Source organism: Actinocorallia aurantiaca (genome assembly GCF_039533685.1).
Taxonomy (GTDB): Bacteria; Actinomycetota; Actinomycetes; order Streptosporangiales; family Streptosporangiaceae; genus Actinocorallia; species Actinocorallia aurantiaca.
Genome location: NZ_BAAATZ010000006.1, coordinates 684,017 through 699,403, shown reverse-complemented (window position 1 = coordinate 699,403; position 15,387 = coordinate 684,017). Strand labels below are relative to the sequence as shown.

At 71.5% G+C, this 15,387-nt stretch carries 21 protein-coding genes; 14 read left to right on the top strand and 7 right to left on the bottom strand.

From position 1 onward, the window contains the following. Positions 1 to 5: 5 nt before the first annotated feature. Together ABD327_RS10245 and sigJ are read left to right on the top strand one after the other, a co-directional pair. The gene (locus ABD327_RS10245; RefSeq protein WP_344450026.1) at positions 6 to 353 is read left to right on the top strand and encodes a DoxX family protein; all 348 of its coding nucleotides are present in this window, start codon (positions 6 to 8) and stop codon (positions 351 to 353) included. Between the two features lie 41 nt (positions 354 to 394). Then, positions 395 to 1,279, top strand: coding sequence for an RNA polymerase sigma factor SigJ (gene sigJ, locus ABD327_RS10240; protein WP_344450025.1), 885 nt, complete (start codon positions 395 to 397; stop codon positions 1,277 to 1,279). Positions 1,280 to 1,300: 21 nt separating this feature from the next. On the opposite strand, the gene ABD327_RS10235 is transcribed toward sigJ, so the two are convergent. Further along, positions 1,301 to 2,152: a class I SAM-dependent methyltransferase gene (locus ABD327_RS10235; protein WP_344450024.1), complete on the bottom strand. Its 852-nt coding sequence runs from the start codon at positions 2,150 to 2,152 to the stop codon at positions 1,301 to 1,303. Positions 2,153 to 2,198: 46 nt separating this feature from the next. On the opposite strand from ABD327_RS10235, the gene ABD327_RS10230 reads away from it, so the two are divergent. Next, positions 2,199 to 2,774, top strand: a complete 576-nt coding sequence (locus tag ABD327_RS10230) for a helix-turn-helix domain-containing protein (protein WP_344450023.1) — start codon at positions 2,199 to 2,201, stop codon at positions 2,772 to 2,774. Between the two features lie 27 nt (positions 2,775 to 2,801). Here the strand turns inward: ABD327_RS10230 and ABD327_RS10225 are convergent, their stop codons facing one another. The 5 genes from ABD327_RS10225 to ABD327_RS10205 form a co-directional block, all read right to left on the bottom strand. Beyond that, entirely contained in the window at positions 2,802 to 4,025 is a 1,224-nt protein-coding gene (locus ABD327_RS10225) for a hypothetical protein (protein WP_344450022.1), read from the bottom strand. A 69-nt stretch (positions 4,026 to 4,094) separates the two neighbouring features. Then, complete coding sequence (gene pspAB / locus ABD327_RS10220) at positions 4,095 to 4,667, bottom strand: PspA-associated protein PspAB (RefSeq protein WP_344450021.1); 573 nt, start codon at positions 4,665 to 4,667, stop codon at positions 4,095 to 4,097. A gap of 14 nt (positions 4,668 to 4,681) precedes the next feature. Beyond that, positions 4,682 to 5,584: a zinc metalloprotease HtpX gene (gene htpX, locus ABD327_RS10215; RefSeq protein ID WP_344450020.1), complete on the bottom strand. Its 903-nt coding sequence runs from the start codon at positions 5,582 to 5,584 to the stop codon at positions 4,682 to 4,684. Position 5,585: 1 nt separating this feature from the next. Beyond that, positions 5,586 to 5,864, bottom strand: coding sequence for a PspA-associated protein PspAA (gene pspAA, locus ABD327_RS10210; RefSeq protein WP_344450019.1), 279 nt, complete (start codon positions 5,862 to 5,864; stop codon positions 5,586 to 5,588). Then, a complete protein-coding gene (locus ABD327_RS10205) occupies positions 5,861 to 6,589 on the bottom strand; it encodes a PspA/IM30 family protein (protein WP_344450018.1) in 729 nt (242 codons plus the stop codon). Before ABD327_RS10205 ends, pspAA begins: the two co-directional genes overlap by 4 nt. Before the next feature lie 444 nt (positions 6,590 to 7,033). On the opposite strand from ABD327_RS10205, the gene ABD327_RS10200 reads away from it, so the two are divergent. The 6 genes from ABD327_RS10200 to ABD327_RS10175 all read left to right on the top strand — a co-directional run bounded on the left by ABD327_RS10200 (position 7,034) and on the right by ABD327_RS10175 (position 11,065). Further along, positions 7,034 to 7,183: a GPGG-motif small membrane protein gene (locus ABD327_RS10200; protein ID WP_344450017.1), complete on the top strand. Its 150-nt coding sequence runs from the start codon at positions 7,034 to 7,036 to the stop codon at positions 7,181 to 7,183. A gap of 59 nt (positions 7,184 to 7,242) precedes the next feature. After that, positions 7,243 to 7,980, top strand: a complete 738-nt coding sequence (locus tag ABD327_RS10195; protein WP_344450016.1) for an SRPBCC family protein — start codon at positions 7,243 to 7,245, stop codon at positions 7,978 to 7,980. A gap of 48 nt (positions 7,981 to 8,028) precedes the next feature. Then, positions 8,029 to 8,232: a hypothetical protein gene (locus ABD327_RS10190; RefSeq protein ID WP_344450015.1), complete on the top strand. Its 204-nt coding sequence runs from the start codon at positions 8,029 to 8,031 to the stop codon at positions 8,230 to 8,232. A 158-nt stretch (positions 8,233 to 8,390) separates the two neighbouring features. Continuing rightward, on the top strand, positions 8,391 to 8,918 hold the full coding sequence (locus tag ABD327_RS10185; RefSeq protein ID WP_344450014.1) for a hypothetical protein: 528 nt from the start codon (positions 8,391 to 8,393) through the stop codon (positions 8,916 to 8,918). 69 nt (positions 8,919 to 8,987) lie between these two features. After that, entirely contained in the window at positions 8,988 to 9,665 is a 678-nt protein-coding gene (locus ABD327_RS10180; protein ID WP_344450013.1) for a response regulator transcription factor, read from the top strand. Continuing rightward, the gene (locus tag ABD327_RS10175) at positions 9,662 to 11,065 is read left to right on the top strand and encodes a sensor histidine kinase (protein WP_344450012.1); all 1,404 of its coding nucleotides are present in this window, start codon (positions 9,662 to 9,664) and stop codon (positions 11,063 to 11,065) included. The genes ABD327_RS10180 and ABD327_RS10175 overlap by 4 nt, the downstream gene beginning before the upstream one ends. Positions 11,066 to 11,115: 50 nt before the next feature. On the opposite strand, the gene ABD327_RS10170 is transcribed toward ABD327_RS10175, so the two are convergent. Next, the gene (locus tag ABD327_RS10170) at positions 11,116 to 12,063 is read right to left on the bottom strand and encodes a sporulation protein (protein ID WP_344450011.1); all 948 of its coding nucleotides are present in this window, start codon (positions 12,061 to 12,063) and stop codon (positions 11,116 to 11,118) included. 164 nt (positions 12,064 to 12,227) lie between these two features. Between ABD327_RS10170 and ABD327_RS10165 the strand changes: the two genes are divergently transcribed. The 5 genes from ABD327_RS10165 (at position 12,228) to ABD327_RS10145 (ending at position 15,319) form a co-directional block, all read left to right on the top strand. Further along, entirely contained in the window at positions 12,228 to 12,587 is a 360-nt protein-coding gene (locus ABD327_RS10165; protein ID WP_344450010.1) for a BlaI/MecI/CopY family transcriptional regulator, read from the top strand. After that, positions 12,584 to 13,456, top strand: a complete 873-nt coding sequence (locus ABD327_RS10160; protein WP_344450009.1) for a M56 family metallopeptidase — start codon at positions 12,584 to 12,586, stop codon at positions 13,454 to 13,456. The genes ABD327_RS10165 and ABD327_RS10160 overlap by 4 nt, the downstream gene beginning before the upstream one ends. 82 nt (positions 13,457 to 13,538) lie before the next feature. Further along, positions 13,539 to 14,354, top strand: coding sequence for an ion transporter (locus ABD327_RS10155; protein ID WP_344450008.1), 816 nt, complete (start codon positions 13,539 to 13,541; stop codon positions 14,352 to 14,354). 117 nt (positions 14,355 to 14,471) lie between these two features. Beyond that, positions 14,472 to 14,837, top strand: coding sequence for an ArsR/SmtB family transcription factor (locus ABD327_RS10150; RefSeq protein ID WP_344450007.1), 366 nt, complete (start codon positions 14,472 to 14,474; stop codon positions 14,835 to 14,837). Continuing rightward, positions 14,834 to 15,319, top strand: a complete 486-nt coding sequence (locus tag ABD327_RS10145) for an SRPBCC family protein (RefSeq protein ID WP_344450006.1) — start codon at positions 14,834 to 14,836, stop codon at positions 15,317 to 15,319. Before ABD327_RS10150 ends, ABD327_RS10145 begins: the two co-directional genes overlap by 4 nt. Positions 15,320 to 15,387 lie beyond the last annotated feature (68 nt).

Below are 15,387 nucleotides of genomic sequence, written 5' to 3'. Positions count from 1 at the left end.
CGCTGATGTCCACCGCTTACGTCGTCGTGACCGTTCTGGGTGCCGTGATGGCCGGGTTCTCGGCCGGTTCCGTCTTCTTCCGTGCTCCGTGGGTGGTGCAGCCGATGGCCGAGTACGGGGTGCCGCGCCGGTGGTGGAACCCGCTCGGCGCGGCCAAGGCCGCCGGGGCGGCGGGGCTTCTGGCCGGGTTGGCCGTGCCGGCCGTCGGGGTCGCCGCCGGGATCGGGCTGGTGCTGTACTTCACCGGGGCCGTCGTCACCGTCCTGCGGGCCCGCCGGGTCTCGCACGTCCCGTTCCCGCTGATGTACATGGCGCCGGTGGTCGCCTCCCTGGTGCTGGGCGCCGCCGCCTGACAGGGGCCGGAACCACCATGATCGTGAGGGAAGGGTGCGGGATGGACGAGCGGGAGTGGCTGACCGGGCACTTCGAGCGGCAGCGGCCTCGGCTGAGGTCGGTGGCCTACCGGATGCTCGGTTCGGTGAGCGAAGCCGAGGACGCGGTGCAGGAGGCGTGGCTGCGGCTCGACGGCGCGGACACCGGCGAGGTCGAGAACCTCGACGCGTGGCTGACCACCGTGGTGGCGCGGACCTGCCTGAACACGCTGCGCACCCGCCGGAACCGGCGTGAGGACCCGGCCGGCGCGCGCATCCCCGACCCGCTCGTCGGCCCCGAGGACTCGGGCCACCCCGAGCGGGAGGCGGTGCTGGCCGACTCCGTCGGGCTCGCGCTGCTGGTGGTGCTCGACACGCTCACCCCGGCGGAGCGGCTGGCCTTCGTGCTGCACGACATGTTCGCCGTCCCCTTCGACGAGATCGGCCCGGTGATCGAGCGGTCCCCGGCCGCGGCCAGGCAGCTGGCCAGCCGGGCCCGCCGCCGCGTGCGCGGCCGGGCCCCCGCGCCCGACCCCGACGTCGGACGCCAGCGCGCCGTCGTCGACGCCTTCTTCGCCGCGGCCCGGGACGGCGACTTCGACGGCCTCGTCGCCGTGCTCCACCCCGACGTCGTGCTCCGCTCCGACGGCGGCACCGCCCGCGCTCGCCACACGACCGTGCTCACCGGGGCCCGGACGGTGGCCTCCCAGGCCATCACGTTCGGCGGCCTCTCCCCGTTCGCCCGCCCGGCCCTCGTCAACGGCGCGGCCGGCGTCGTCGTCGCGGCCCAGGGCCGCCCCCTGTCCGTCATGGGCTTCACCGTCGTCGACGGCGGGATCGCCGCCATCGACGTCATCGCCGATCCCGCCCGTCTCGCCCGCCTCGACCTGGCCTTCCTCGACGGCTGACGGCCCGGCCGGACGCCCGGTTCACGGGCGTTCGGCCACCCACGCCTTCCTGGTGGTGCGGACGGTCAGGTCGGAGCGGCGCAGGACGTGGTGGGGGCCTCCCTCTTCGAGGAGGGCGTCGAGCACGGCCTGGTCGTCGGGGTCCAGCCGGTCGTAGAGATGGGCACGGCCACGCCGCAGGGTCGCCTCGGCGTAACGTCCGGCCGCGGGGGGCAGAGGAGGCGCCAGCTCGAAGTCGAAGACCCGCTCGACCTTGACGGCGAAACCGGCCCGGGACAGGTGCGGGCCCCAGTCGGCGCCCAGGTGCGGGACGTCGTGCCCGGTCCGCTCGGCCAGGACCGCGCGGCAGCGCTCCTCGAACCCGGGACGCCCGAAACCGAGGTCGTAGGGCAGGAAGCCGGGGAGGGAGTCCAGCTCCAGCACGGCCAGGAGCCCGCCGGGGCGGAGTACGGAGAAGACCTCGCCCAGGCCCCGGTCGGGATCCGTCAGGTGGTGCAGGGACGCGGACGCCCACACCAGGTCGAAGGTTCCGAGGGGCGGCCACTCTCCGTCCAGATCGGCCTGGACGGTGTGGGCCCTGTCGGCCGGCCCGAGCTCGTGGGCCTTCTCCTGGAGGCGGTGCAGCATGGTCGCGGAGGCGTCCACGGCGACGGACTCGGCCTCCGGGAAACGCTGGAGCAGCGCGAAGGTGCCGGCCCCGGTGCCGCTGCCCAGGTCGAGTATCCGGCGCGGGGGCCGGTCTCCGGCCAGTTCTTCCAGCAGGGCCGTCGTCTCCGTCAGGAGCGGGCGCAGGACCTCGGCGTCGAGATCGAGCATCTCCGCCAGACCCGCCTCGTCATCGGGACCGTGCTGGTGGTGTGCGTGATGTTCCATGTCTCGAGCTTACGAGACCTTGCGCCGATGGCATACCATCTTGCGTATGACGCAAGACTCGCCGGTCGAAGCCCTCGTCCGCAACCGCATCAGGGGGATGCGCACGGCCCTGGGCTGGTCGCTGGACGACCTGGCCGCCCGCTGCCACATGAGCCCCTCCACGCTCAGCCGCATAGAGACGGGCCCCCGCCGGATCGCCCTGGACCAGCTGACGTCGCTCGCCCGCGCCCTGGGCACCACCCTCGACCAGCTGGTGGAGCCCGCGGACGATGAGGACGTGGTGATCCGGCCGCGGCACGACCCGGAGCGGGGCCGCACCGCGTGGATGCTGAGCCGCGACCCTGGCCCGCACGGGCTCGCCGTCGCCAAGATCCGTCTCACGAAGCCGGTGCGCCGCGACGCCGGCGAGCTGAAGGTCCACCCGGGCCGGGACTGGTTCACGGTCCTGTCGGGAACCGTGGTGCTCGCCCTGGGAGAACGGACCATCCAGGTCGAGACCGGTCAGGCCGCCGAGTTCTCGACCATGATCCCCCACGCGTTCGGAGCCCACGACGGCCCCGCCGAGATCCTGGGCATCTTCGACCCCGAAGGCCGCCGCACCCACCTCCGCGGCTCCTGGTGAGCCCCGGAGGCGCTCCGGGAGCCGGGCTCAGGGCCTGCCCAGGGACCAGACGGCGACGTTGAGGGTTCCGGCGGTCTCGCGGGTGCCGGCGGCCCACAGGGAGCGGGTGCCGGGGACGTGGACGAGGTGCTGGATCCTGCGCTGCTCGGGGAGGATGCGGCGGGTCCAGACGCCCTTGGACGTGCGGTGGAAGAAGGCGCGGTCGAGCTCCCACTCGTCGCCGGAGGCCGAACCCCAGGCCTGGGCGTAGAGGCCGCCCGCGCCGTCGGGGACGTGGTCGCTCAGGAGGAAGCCGTCGGTGAGGGAGGGGGACTCGCCCTTCCAGGCGCGGCCGTTCCAGCGGAGCTGGACGGAGCCGTTGGTGTTCGGGCCGCACAGGGTGCCTTCGGAGGTGGCCGCCGAGACCCACACCCGGCCCGGGCCGAAGGCGTTGACGTCGAGGACAGTGGCCGTGCGGCCGGGGGTGGTCTTGGTGGGGGCGGGGCCGGTGCGCAGGCCGTCGGGGCGCACCCGGGTCCAGCGGGTGCCGTCGAAGCGGGCGACGATGCCGCTGTGGCCGTTGTGCAGGGAGCGGTCGTGGGCGAGCGCCCAGATCTCCTTGCCGGAGACGGCCTCGGCCTTCTGGATCAGGAACTTCGTGGTGTGGCGCTTCCAGGTCCTCCCGTTGAAGTGCCAGGAGGCGGGGCCCTTCCGGTCGAGCCCGTACGCCCAGACGTTCTTCGGGCCGATCGCCGCGACGGCGTTGACGTAGGCGTTCTTGAACGTGCGGGCGACCGTCCAGTTCCTGCCGTTCCAGCGCAGGACCTTCGACGGCGTCGAGCCCGCGCGGGGCGTCGCCGGAAGCGCGCGCTGCCCGAGAGCCCTCCGCTCGGCGACGCAGCCGTCCTCGGGCAGGTTGTTCAGGTACTTCTCGGCCAGCCCGTCGTTGCCCGTCACGGACATCCAGACGTTCTTCGCCGACGACGAGTCCGCCTGCCCGGGAATGCCCTGCAGGCCGGCGGGAAGCGGGCTGCGGCTCCAGGCCTTCCCGTTCCACCTGAACGCCAGCGGCTCCAGCCCGGCGCTGCGCTCCCGCATCGCGAACACGAAGGCGCTTCTGCGCGAGGGCGCGATCGCCGCGGTCACCGTCTCGTCTCCCGCGAGCCGGAAGGTCTTCACCAGCTCGAAGGCCCGGAGCTTCGCGTTCGCCGCTCCCGCGAGCAGGGACGACGACAACGATCCGACGATAACGGCGGCGAACAGACGCTTCATAGACATTCCTGACAAGGGGGGAGCCTGTGGTCCGACGAACCTATCTGTTCCGCCGCCGGAAGACCGGGATCACAGGCCGGGAGCGCCCCAGACGGGGAACCAGCGGGTGAGGTCCGGTTCGATGGGGAGGTCCTCGGCCAGGAGGCCCCTGACCTGGAACTCGAGGTGGTTGTTGCGCCTCTCGTGGGGAAGCGGGGCGAAGGGGTAGAAGGTGCCGCGCTTGTAGAGGTAGATCAGGGCCAGGGGCCGGGCGGAGGGATTGCGGAAGGCGACCAGGGAGCAGAGCAGCTGAGGGCCGAAACCGCCGTCCTGAAGGGTCGTGTTGACGGCGTGCAGGTTGTTGACCAGGTCCGGCAGGTCGTCGGGGGAGTGGTGGCAGACGAGCCAGGTGTAGCCGTAGTCGTCCTGCGAGAGCTCCACGGGATGGACGTCTCCTGCGGCGTTGAGGAGATCCCGCAGGTCCTGCATGAGCTGGGTGGAGACGGTGCCCTCGACCGTGGCGAAGCAGACGGAGCCGGTGCCCGCGGGGGCGTAGCCGGTGGAGGTCTGCAGGGTGATCGCGGCCGAGGGGAGGGCGAACAGCCGGTCCAGGTCGGGCCTGACGGGCTTGGTGCGGCCGAGCAGGGTGTCCAGGAAACCCATGGGGCTTGCTCCTTTCAGGCGGGACCGCCCAGCCGGGCGGAGATGTCGGCGAGCTGCTCCAACCGGCGCTCCAGGCTCGGATGGGTGGAGAACAGGGCGGACAGGGTGGTGCCGGGGCCGAGAGCCGGGGTGAAGAAGAAGGCGTTGAAGGCCTGGGCGGTGCGCAGGTCCCGGGTCGGGATGCGGGCGATGTCGCCGCTGACCTTCGTCAGCGCCGAGGCCAGCGAGCCCGGACGCCCGGTGATGACGGCGGCGGCCCGGTCGGCGGCCAGCTCCCGGTAGCGGGACAGGGCGCGGATCAGCAGGAAGCTGACGGAGTACACCAGCGCGGAGACGGCCATGACGGCGAAGAGCACGAGCGTGGTGTTCTGGTCGCGCCTCCCGCCGAACATCTGCGAGTAGAACGCGAACCGCACGATGAGGCCCGCGAGGACGCCCAGGAACGACGCGATCGTGATGACCGCGACGTCGCGGTGGGCCACATGGGAGAGCTCGTGGGCCAGCACGCCCTCCAGTTCGTCGGGCTCCAGCCGCCGCAGCAGGCCCGTCGTGACGCAGACGACGGCGTGGTCGGCGTTCCGGCCGGTGGCGAAGGCGTTCGGCAGGTCCATGTCGGCGACGGCGACGCGCGGCTTGGGCATGTCCGCCAACGCGCACAGGCGGTCCACGACCCCGTGGAGCTGAGGCTGCTCCTGCGGCGTGACGGTGCGGGCGTTCATGCCGTACAGGGCGACCCGGTCGGAGAACCAGTACTGGGCGCCGAGCATGAGCGCGCCGATGGCGACGCCCGCGACCCACGACTTGAGCAGCGCGAACAGCGCCGCGACGAACAGCACGTACAGCAGGCCCAGCAGGAAGAGGGTCAGCAGCATGCGCGCGCTGAGCCGGCGGTCCGGCGGGAAGCGGCTGCGCATCACGTCATCCCGGGATCAGGCCCTCGGAGGACAGGATCTCCTTCACCTCGTCCAGGGTGGTGTCGTCGTCGGGCAGGACGAGCTCGGAAGGCGCGAGCAGGTCCGACGGCAACGGCGAGCCGAGGCGGCGGACGGTCTCCAGCAGCTCGCGCAGGGACAGGGTGAAACCCTCCTGGTCCCCCTCGTCGACGGCTTTCTGGAGCGCGGAGTCCAGCACGTTGAGCTCCTCCAGGTGCTCGTCGGTGACTTGGTACTGGCCCTCGCCGAAAATCCTGATGATCATGACTTTCCCCCCTCCGGGAGCTGGGCGCGCTCGGTCCGCAGCCGGTCCAGCTCGACGTCCACGTCCCGGCCCCGGGTGATGGCGTCGAGTTCGGCCTGGATGTCGTCGCGCCCGGGCGGGAGGGTGGCGTCCTCCAGCGCGCCGGAGGCGAGCAGCTCGTCCAGGGCGCCCGCGCGGGCCTGCATCTGGTCGGTCCTGTCCTGGACCCGCTGCATGGCCATGCCGACCTCGCCCATCTCCTCCCCGATGCCGCCGACGGCCTCGGAGACGCGGGTCTGCGCCTCGGCCGCGCTGTAGGTGGCCTTGAGCGTCTCCTTGCGGGTGCGGAACGCCTCGACCTTCGCCTGCAGCCGCTCGGAGGCCAGGGTGAGCTTCTCCTCCTCCGACTGGAGCGAGGCCTCCTGGGCCCGCAGGTCGGTGAGCTGCGCGACGATCCCCGACCGCCGCGCGAGGGCCTCCCGCGCCAGGTCCTCCCGGCCCGCGTCGAGCGACCGCCGGGCCTGCTCCTCCAGCTTCCCGCCGGCCTGCTCCAGCCGGGCCGCCTGCAACTCGACCCTCTTGCGGCTGGTCGCCACGTCGGCCACCCCCCGCCGGACCTTCTGCAACATCTCCGACTGCTGCTGGTACGAGTAGTCCAGCACCTCACGCGGATCTTCCGCCTGGTCGAGAGCCTTGTTGGCCTTGGTTCGCCACAGGGTGGCGATCCGTTGCGCGATACCGCCCATGGTGGCCGTCTCCCCTTTCCCGAGGGCGCTACAGGAACACCGTCAGCTACCCACGGTAACGAGCCGACCGTCATCCAGCCGCTATGTCGGAGTATCGGAGTCTTTAGGCGGAGATAGCGCCCGGCGAGGAGGACAGGGGACGCGCCCGGCGGCCCGGCGCGCCGTCCGTGCGCGGGATCACTCTCGGCGGCCTGAAATGAAGGTTTGCGCCGACCGGGAGGGCGAATCATAGCGGCCGGAACGTTATCTGACTCACAAGAATCGTGTGAGGTGGGTCTCAGTGTGGTCGCGCGTGATCGGGGAAAAGCCGCGGCGTTGATCGGAAAAATCTACTGCTTACCAGGGGGAACGCTGTTCCGAGCGGATTCTCACCGATTCCGGCGGGAGTGTCGGGCGCAGAATAGCCGGTGTTTGGTCCCGGTGGGCCAAGGGCAATAAAAATGCATGGCAACTCTACTTTGGATCATCGCAGTCATCTTCGTCATCGCCGGTCTCTACACCCTCCTCGCCCGCCGCGACCTGCTGTGGGGCCTGATCCTCATCGTGGTCGGCTTCCTCATCGGCCCGGGTGGCGTGAGCATCTTCAACGTCTGACGCTCGCCGTAGCGAGCGCACCGTAAATCAGACCGAGAAACCAAAAGAAAGGTCGCAAAATGAGCACCATAGAGCAGACCGTCGACGTGGCCGTTCCTGTTCGGGTCGCTTATGACCAGTGGACGCAGTTCGAGGACTTCCCGAAATTCATGGAAGGCGTCGACCGCATCGAGCAGGTCACCCCGACCCGCACCCACTGGGAGACCAGCATCGCCGGGGTCCGGCGCGAGTTCGACGCCGAGATCACCGAGCAGCGGCCCGACGAGTGCATCGTCTGGCACACCGTCGGCACGCCGCGGCAGGCCGGGGTCGTCTCCTTCCAGCCGCTCGACCCGATGAACACCCGCGTGGTGCTGCAGATGCAGTTCATCCCCGAGGGCGTCGTCGAGCAGGTCGGCGACAAGCTGAACCTCGTCGAGAGCCGGGTCAAGGGCGACCTGCAGCGCTTCAAGGACTTCATCGAGGACCACGGCCACCCGACCGGCGGCTGGCGCGGCAGCGTCGGCACCGACCCGACGCCGGCCTCCGCCGCCGCCACCCCTCCGGCCCGTGAGCCGGTCCCCGACCACGACCTGACCCGCCCCGACTACACGCCGGGCCTCAGCCCCGACCCCGTGCCGGCCCAGCCCGTCCCGGCCGAGCCCGCCCCGGTCGCCCAGCCGTTCCCCGGCCAGACCACTCCGGGCGCTCAGCAGCCGACCCCCGGCGCTCAGCAGCCGACCCCCGGTACCCAGCAGCCCGCCCCGGGCCCCTACCCGAGCCAGGACCCCCGCACCAACCCCGGTCCCGGACTCTGACGGACCCGACCGTCCAAGGCGTTCACGCCCTGAAGGAAGGACCCCCGCATGAACCTCACCACCGAACTGCGCAGGCTCACCCGCGGTAACGCCCGAAGTGCCGCCCGCGGCCGCTCGCGCGGAGTCTTCAACCTCAACCACCGGGGCGCGCGGCCGGCGGCCGCGAGCCGCACCCGCAGGGGCCGCACCACCGGAGGCCCCCTCGCCCAGGTGAAGGGAGTGTTCAGGCGCTTCCGCCGGACGCTCCGGTGACATCAGACAAGAAGGCCGCGGTCATCCATCGGGGGAGGCCGCGGCCTTCGCCATGCCCGCGGGAGGCGGTAGGCGAAGAATCTGATGAGTTCTCAGGGTTTTGCCAACTTGCGTCTCTATAGTCGCCCTCGTCAATCGACTCCAACGAGAGGTGCCTCATGCAGAGCCGTATCGTCATCTCCGCGATCATGGGAGTCGCGGCCGGGGCCACCGCCCTGGTCGCGGGCGCGGGAGCGGCTTCCGCGACGTCGACCCCGTCCTGCGACACCCGGGTCTGGGACGGCAACCTGCAGGGCAGGCCCGCGGAACTCACCAAGCACTCCAAGGGCGGGGTGTACCTGTGGCACGCGCGTGACGGCTTCCACCTGCGGGTGACGCACAAGAAGAGCGACAAGCGCGTGTACGCCGGGTCGATCGTCTCGCCGGTGCGGATCCACGCGGTGAAGCGGGTCCGCAAGGAGTGGCGCGACAAGGTCTGGGTGTCCAAGGACCGCAAGACGCTGCACTTCCGGTTCGTCAACCGCGGCAAGATCGACGGAGTGAACTTCCGGACGGCGTGCGCGAGCAGCCTGACGATCACCGCGGCGAAGGGCGGAGGCCGGACCCTGCCGCCCAAGCGGGTCTACCTCGGCGTGAACGGCGTCAACCCGCCGTCCGTCCCGTTCACGGTCCACCGCCAGGGCTGACCGTCCCCAGGGGGTGAGAACGCGCCGCGCCGGGCCCGTACCGTGTGACGGGTGGCGAGGAGGTCCGGGATGAGCCGGTGTCGGATACTCGCGGTGGACGACGACCCCGCGATCCTGCGGGCCCTGCGGCGCGGTCTCACCCTGGAGGGGTTCGCGGTGGAGACCGCGGACGGCGGCCGGGCCGCGCTGGCGGGCGCCGCGGGCGCGGACGCGATCGTGCTGGACGTCTCCATGGCGGGCCTGTCCGGCATCGAGGTGTGCCGGACACTGCGCGAGCGGGGCTCGGACGTGCCCGTCCTCATGCTGTCGGCCCTGGACGAGGTGGCCGACAGGGTCGCGGGGCTGGAGGCGGGCGCCGACGACTACCTGGTCAAGCCGTTCGACTTCACCGAGCTCGTCCTGCGGCTGCGCGCGCTGCTGCGCAGGGCCGGCGCCGCGCCCGGCGACTCGGTGCGGGCGGGTCCCGTGGCGCTCGACCCGGCCACCCGGCAGGCCTGGCGAGGGGAGCGGGAGCTGAACCTGACCCGCCGCGAGTTCGACCTGCTGGAGGTCTTCGTCCGCAACACCGGGACGGTGCTGTCCCGGGGGGTGCTGCTGGAGCAGGTCTGGGGATACGACTTCGCGGTCACCGACAACGCGGTCGAGACGTTCGTCGGCTACCTGCGCTGCAAGCTGGAGGCCGGAGAGGAGCCCCGGATCCTGCACACCGTCCGGGGAGTCGGTTATGTCCTGCGGGGGCGGACATGAGGCTCTCCACCCGTTTCACCCTGTGCGTCGTCCTGCTGGTGTCGGCCTCGGTGGCGCTGTCGGGGCTCCTGATGCTGCGGACGGCCGTCGACGGTCTGGAGAAAGAGCGCGACCGCCGTATCGCGGTCCGGCTCCAGTCACTGGATCCCATGGCCGCCATCTACGCGCGACGCGTCGTCAGACGAGGCGCGGGGGAGGCCGCCGGGCAGCGTGTCAGCACGGCGGCGGCGGCGGGTTCCGGCGGTATCGTCATCGCCCCGGCGGGAGCCGTTCCGCTGGTCGTGGGCGCCGTTCCGGGAGAGCTGCCCGTCCTGTCGGAAGCCCCGGCCACCACCGACGACGGCCGGTGGCGCTACGCGGGCACCGGGCTGGGCCGGGACGGCGTGCTCGGCACGCTGTGGGTCTTCGAGCAGGAGGCCGAGCTGTCCGGGCAGGTCTCCCGGCTGCGGACCCGGCTGCTGCTCGCGACGCTGCTGGCGGTGCTGCTGTCCGCGGCCGCCGGGTACGGGATCGGCCGCGTCGCGGTCCGCCCCCTGTCCCGGCTGGGCCGCGCGGTCTCCCGGACCGATCTGGGGCCCGGCGGCGGAAGGCTGCCGACCTCCTCCGGCGTCACCGAGGTCGACGACGTCGCGGCGCTCGTCAACGACCTGCTGGAACGCCGCGACGGGGCCGTCGCCCGCACCGGCGAGGCGCTGGAGGCGGCCCGCGCCTTCGCGGCCACCGCGGCCCACGAACTGCGCACCCCGCTGACCAGCATGAGCGCCAACATCGGCCTGCTGTCCCACCCGGACCTGCCGGAGGATGACCGGGAGGAGGTCCTCGAGGACCTCGCCGGCGAGCAGGCCAGGATGCAGCGCCTCATCACCATGCTGCGGCAGCTCGCCCGGGGCGAGCTGCTGGATCCGGCCTCCTTCACCGAGGTCGACCTGTCGGCCCTGGCCGACCTCGCAGTGGAGGACGCCCGCCGGCGGCATCCCCGCGCGGCGATCGTCGCCGATCTCCCCGGCCAGGTGACGGTCCGCGGCTGGCCCGAGGGCCTCCGCCTCCTGCTGGACAACCTGCTCGACAACGCCGCCCTCCACGGCGCCGACCCGTCGGGCCGGGTCCGCGTCGACCTCACCCTGCACCCCGCCGGGACGACGGCTCTCCTGCGCGTCCGCGACCGGGGCCCCGGCGTCCCCCCGGAACGCGCCGCCGAGGTCTTCGACCGGTTCCGCCGCCGCCCCGACAGCCCGGGCTCGGGCCTCGGCCTCACCCTCGTCCGCCAGCAGGCCGTCCTCCACGGGGGGACGGCCGCCCTGGGCCCCGCCCCTGCGGGCGGCGGCGCCCTCGTCGTCGTCGAAATCCCGCTCCAGGAGCACGCCACGACCCCTCGCCCCGCCACGTCCTGGCTGTCATGACCCTGGAGGGGGGAGTCCCTGACGGAGTCCCGGCGCCGGGGCGTTCCGCGTCAGTCCTCGTCGCCTCCGTCGTCCTCGTCGCCTTCGTCGTCCTCGAAAAGTTCCTCGATGACCTCCCCGGCGACCATGCCGCCGACGAAGCCGACGGCCGCGCCCGCCACGACGCCGCCCATGCCGGGCCCGCCGTGGTGGCCGTGGGAGTCGTGATGTCCGTGAGCGTCGTGGTGTGAGGCGAAGCCGCCGTGGTGCCGGGTCAGGGATTCCAGCCAGGTGAGGACCTGGGAGGTCCAGTCGGTGGCGAGGGCCTCGTCGTGGGAGACGGTGAAGCGGCCTACGGCGTCGCCGCCGCGCTTGTCGGCCTCCAGGATGACGGTGAGGTTCCACGGGTCGGTGTGGAAGGTCAGCTCGACCTCGTTGACGAGGCCCCCGTACTGGGCGGGCGGGTAGAACTCGATCTCCTGGTAGAAGGGCAGCCGCTGGTGGACGCCCGCCAGGTGGCCGTGCTCCACGTCGGCGCTCCTGAACTGGAAGCCGAGCCGGGAGAACGCCGACAGGACGCTCTGCTGCGACGGCAGGGGCTCGACGGTGACGAGGTCGAGGTCGCCCTTGTCGACGGCCTTGGCGATGGCGAGCTCGGTGCGGACGCCCAGGGACATGCCGTGCAGGCGGGTGCCGAACACCGAGGTCAGCGGGGTCTCCCAGGGGACCTCGAACTGGAACGGGATGCTCTGGTCCTGACCGGGCGCCAGCCGGAAGGCTCCCGCCGCGTCCACGCGGTGGAACTCGACGACGGCGTTCGCCTCCTCCTCGCCGTGCTCCGATTCCATGCGGGTGACGAGGCCGAGAGTGATCCGCTGGATCTCGACCTCGTAGTCCGCCGCCTTGATGTGCACCTGTCCGCTCAGCGTGCCGCCGGGCCGGCAGGCGGGCGTGGACAGGACGGTGTCGACCGAGGGGCCGCCCATGCCGAGACTGCCCAGGATGCGTTTGAAGACCACGGGTTCCTCCTCCGCGCCCGCCTCCGGCGAGCGCTGACGGGGGTGACTGACCGAGATACTATTACAGCTGTAGTTTATTAACGCCAGTCGCGCGCGGGACGGTCCCGCGACGGTTACCCTCGAGGCGGTCCATGCTCACCACCTACGCGGAGGGGGTCCATCCCGTGTCCAGACGTCCGCTCGGGCAGCTCGAAGCCGAAGTCCTCGCCGCCGTCTCGGCGGGCGGATCGATCGCCACGGCCGAACTCCTCTCGCGGATCCCCGGGGACCCCGCCTACACGACGATCAACACCATCCTGTTCCGGCTCCACGACAAGGGGCTCGTGACGCGGGAACGCGACGGCCGCCAGTACCGCTACCGGCTGGCGGTCGACGAGGCGCGCCTGGTCGCCGACAGGATGCACGACCACCTCCGCTACGCCAGCGACTCCTCCAGCGTGCTCAGCCAGTTCGTGGAGGTGCTCACCTCCGAGGAAGTGGCCGAGCTGCGGCAGATCCTCGAGCATCGGGGGAAGCCGACATGAACTGGCTCACCTTCCTCCCGGCGGGGATCACGCTCGCGCTGAGCGTCGCGCTGGGCCTCCTCGCCCTGCCCCTGCACCCCATGTGGTGCGGGCGCCTGCTGTGCACGGTCGCGGGGACGACGGGCCTGGCGACGGTCGGCACGTTCGTGTTCGTCGCGGTCAACTACTGGGCGACCCTCCACCCCCGCGCCGCGAACCGGCTGCCCGAGTGGACGCTCGTCGGCGACGACGACCCCGTCCCGGTCTGGCTCGGCGTTCCCGCGACCGTCCTCACCGCCGTCAGCCTTATGATCATCTTGTGGCGGTCCGTCCGGTGGTTCACCGAGGTGAGAGCGGCGCAGCGGATGGCCGAGGGCCTGCTGCGGACCGACGTTCCCATCGCCGTCGCGGTGCCCGGACGCCGCGGCGGGGTGCTGGTCTCGCGCGGCCTGCTCCAGGCGCTCGAACCGGCGGAGCTGGAGGTCGTCTTCCGGCACGAGAGCTCCCACCTGAGGCACCGGCACCACCGCTACCTGGCGGTCGGCGCGCTCGCCGCCGGCACCCTGCCCCCGCTGCGGTGGCTGAACGAGCGCATGCGCTTCGCCCTGGAGCGCTGGGCCGACGAGGACGCCGCCGACGCCACCGGCGACCGGGAACTCGTCGCCCGCACCATCGCCCGGGTCGCGATCCTGCGCTCGGAGCCGATCCCGGGCACCGCGGGATTCTCCGACTCCGGGGTCATCCAGCGGGTAAGAGCACTCCTGGACGAAGCCCCTGGACGAAACCCCGTCACCGGCCCGGTCTCGCTCATCTGCACCGGGCTGGCGACCGGAACACTGGCGCTGGTCGCCCTGCAGCTCGACCGCGCCTTCAACCTCAGCTTCATGTGACCCCGCACGCGCCGGAACGTTCCCCCGTTCCCGGTGCCTGTCCAGACCTGGAGCCTCAGTGCCCGGACGTGCCCGTGTCCGTATGTTCGTCGATTCTCGAGGTTTCCAGCGGTTCATCACCGCGGTCATCCTCATCAACGCCGTCACCCTCGGCTGCGAGACCTCGCCCTTCCTGCTCGCGGAGTACGGAGGCCTGCTCCACGCGATCGACCGGCTGGCGCTGGCCGTCTTCGTCGTGGAACTGCTGCTGCGGTTCCACGCCTACCGGAAGGAGTTCTTCTCCGACGCCTGGAGCTGGTTCGACCTGATCATCGTCGGGGTGGCGGTGCTCCCGGTCGGGGGCAACCTGTCGGTGCTCAGGGCGCTGCGGGTCCTGCGCGCGCTCCGGCTGATCTCGGTGATCCCCAGCATGCGGCGGGTGGTCTCGGCACTGCTGTCGGCGATGCCGGGGATGGCGTCGATCACCGGGCTGCTGGCGCTCATCCTCTATGTCGCCGCCGTCATGGCCACCAGGCTCTTCGCCGCGGTCGACCCGGAGAACTTCGGGGACCTGGGGGAGTCGGCGTTCACCCTCTTCCAGATCATGACGGCGGACGGCTGGTCGGAGATCGCCCGCGGGGTCATGGTGGAGCAGCCCTACGCCTGGGTGTTCTTCGCCGTATACATCCTCGTCTCGACTTTTGTGGTGCTGAACCTCTTCATCGCCATCACCGTCAGCGCGATGGAGCCGGAGGTCGTCGGGGAGATCCACGAGGACCTGGAGCGGCTGGACGAGCGCGAGCAGCGCACGGACGCGCTCGTCCTCACCGAGCTGCGCGCCCTCCGCGCCGAGGTGGAGGCGCTGCGGGCGCGGCTTCCCGACGTGTCCGTGCCGCGTCCGGCCGGCGCCCCCGAGTAGGAGGGCGAAGCGGACGCGCTGCCCGCTGACCCTTCTTTGTCAACCGGATGGTTGAAAAAGGGGCCCGCGCGGCCTAAGCTGTATTCAACCGATCGGTTGAATAGCGTGGGAGGCAAGGTGGCGGAGCTCTCGACGGAGCGGCTCTCCCGGGTGTTCGCGGCGCTGGCCGATCCGACCCGGCGCGACATCGTGGCGCGGCTCTCGGAGGGCGACGCGACGGTGGGTCAGCTCGCCGAGCCCTACGGAGTGTCCGTCCAGGCGGTCTCCAAGCACATCAAGGTGCTGGAGGAGGCCGGCCTGGTCAGCCGTTCCCGGGACGCCCAACGACGCCCCTGCCATCTCGAAGCCGAGGTGTTCGACCTGATGACCGGATGGATCGAGCGCTACCGCCGCCGGGCCGAGGAGCGCTTCCAGCGCCTCGACGCAGTGCTCGCGGCCATGGACGACCTGCAGGACAACGACCAGCGAGGAGTCGCATCATGACCACGAAGACCCGTGAGACGACCATCGAAGCCGACCCGAACCTGCCGACGATCCTCATCGTCCGCGAGTTCGACGCGCCGCGTGACCGCGTCTTCCGCGCCTGGACCGACCGGGAGCTCGTCGCCCGGTGGCTGGGTCCGCGGGGCCTCGAGATGAGGATCGACGACTGGGAGATGGGCACCGGCGGCCGCTACCGCTACGCGTCCGTCCAGGACGGTCAGGAGGTCGCCTCCTTCTACGGCTCCTTCCACGAGGTCCGCCCGAACGAGCGCCTCGTCCAGACCTTCACCTGGGAGGGCGCCCCCGACGGAGTCTCCCTGGAGACCGCCACCTTCGAGGACCTGGACGGCGGCCGTACCCGCGTCTCCATCCTGTCGGTGGTGGAGAGCATGGAGATCCGCGACCAGATCCTCGCCAGCGGCATGGAGGTCGGCGTCAACGAGGGCTACGAGAAGCTCGACGAGATCCTCGCCGAAGCGTGATCGACGCCCCCGCCAGGGCAGGAACCACTGCATGACCATGCCCGGGCCCCGGCACGTCCGGATCGAGA

Coding starts and splice junctions, on each gene's coding strand:
- ABD327_RS10245 (WP_344450026.1), top strand. CDS start 6: ATGTCCACCGCTTACGTCGTCGTGACCGTTCTGGGTGCCGTGATGGCC.
- ABD327_RS10205 (WP_344450018.1), bottom strand. CDS start 6,589: ATGGGCGGTATCGCGCAACGGATCGCCACCCTGTGGCGAACCAAGGCC.
- ABD327_RS10175 (WP_344450012.1), top strand. CDS start 9,662: ATGAGGCTCTCCACCCGTTTCACCCTGTGCGTCGTCCTGCTGGTGTCG.
- ABD327_RS10190 (WP_344450015.1), top strand. CDS start 8,029: ATGAACCTCACCACCGAACTGCGCAGGCTCACCCGCGGTAACGCCCGA.
- pspAB (WP_344450021.1), bottom strand. CDS start 4,667: ATGGGTTTCCTGGACACCCTGCTCGGCCGCACCAAGCCCGTCAGGCCC.
- ABD327_RS10235 (WP_344450024.1), bottom strand. CDS start 2,152: ATGGAACATCACGCACACCACCAGCACGGTCCCGATGACGAGGCGGGT.
- ABD327_RS10185 (WP_344450014.1), top strand. CDS start 8,391: ATGCAGAGCCGTATCGTCATCTCCGCGATCATGGGAGTCGCGGCCGGG.
- ABD327_RS10195 (WP_344450016.1), top strand. CDS start 7,243: ATGAGCACCATAGAGCAGACCGTCGACGTGGCCGTTCCTGTTCGGGTC.
- ABD327_RS10200 (WP_344450017.1), top strand. CDS start 7,034: ATGGCAACTCTACTTTGGATCATCGCAGTCATCTTCGTCATCGCCGGT.
- ABD327_RS10230 (WP_344450023.1), top strand. CDS start 2,199: ATGACGCAAGACTCGCCGGTCGAAGCCCTCGTCCGCAACCGCATCAGG.
- ABD327_RS10180 (WP_344450013.1), top strand. CDS start 8,988: ATGAGCCGGTGTCGGATACTCGCGGTGGACGACGACCCCGCGATCCTG.
- ABD327_RS10155 (WP_344450008.1), top strand. CDS start 13,539: ATGTTCGTCGATTCTCGAGGTTTCCAGCGGTTCATCACCGCGGTCATC.
- sigJ (WP_344450025.1), top strand. CDS start 395: ATGGACGAGCGGGAGTGGCTGACCGGGCACTTCGAGCGGCAGCGGCCT.
- pspAA (WP_344450019.1), bottom strand. CDS start 5,864: ATGATCATCAGGATTTTCGGCGAGGGCCAGTACCAAGTCACCGACGAG.
- ABD327_RS10225 (WP_344450022.1), bottom strand. CDS start 4,025: ATGAAGCGTCTGTTCGCCGCCGTTATCGTCGGATCGTTGTCGTCGTCC.
- ABD327_RS10145 (WP_344450006.1), top strand. CDS start 14,834: ATGACCACGAAGACCCGTGAGACGACCATCGAAGCCGACCCGAACCTG.
- ABD327_RS10160 (WP_344450009.1), top strand. CDS start 12,584: ATGAACTGGCTCACCTTCCTCCCGGCGGGGATCACGCTCGCGCTGAGC.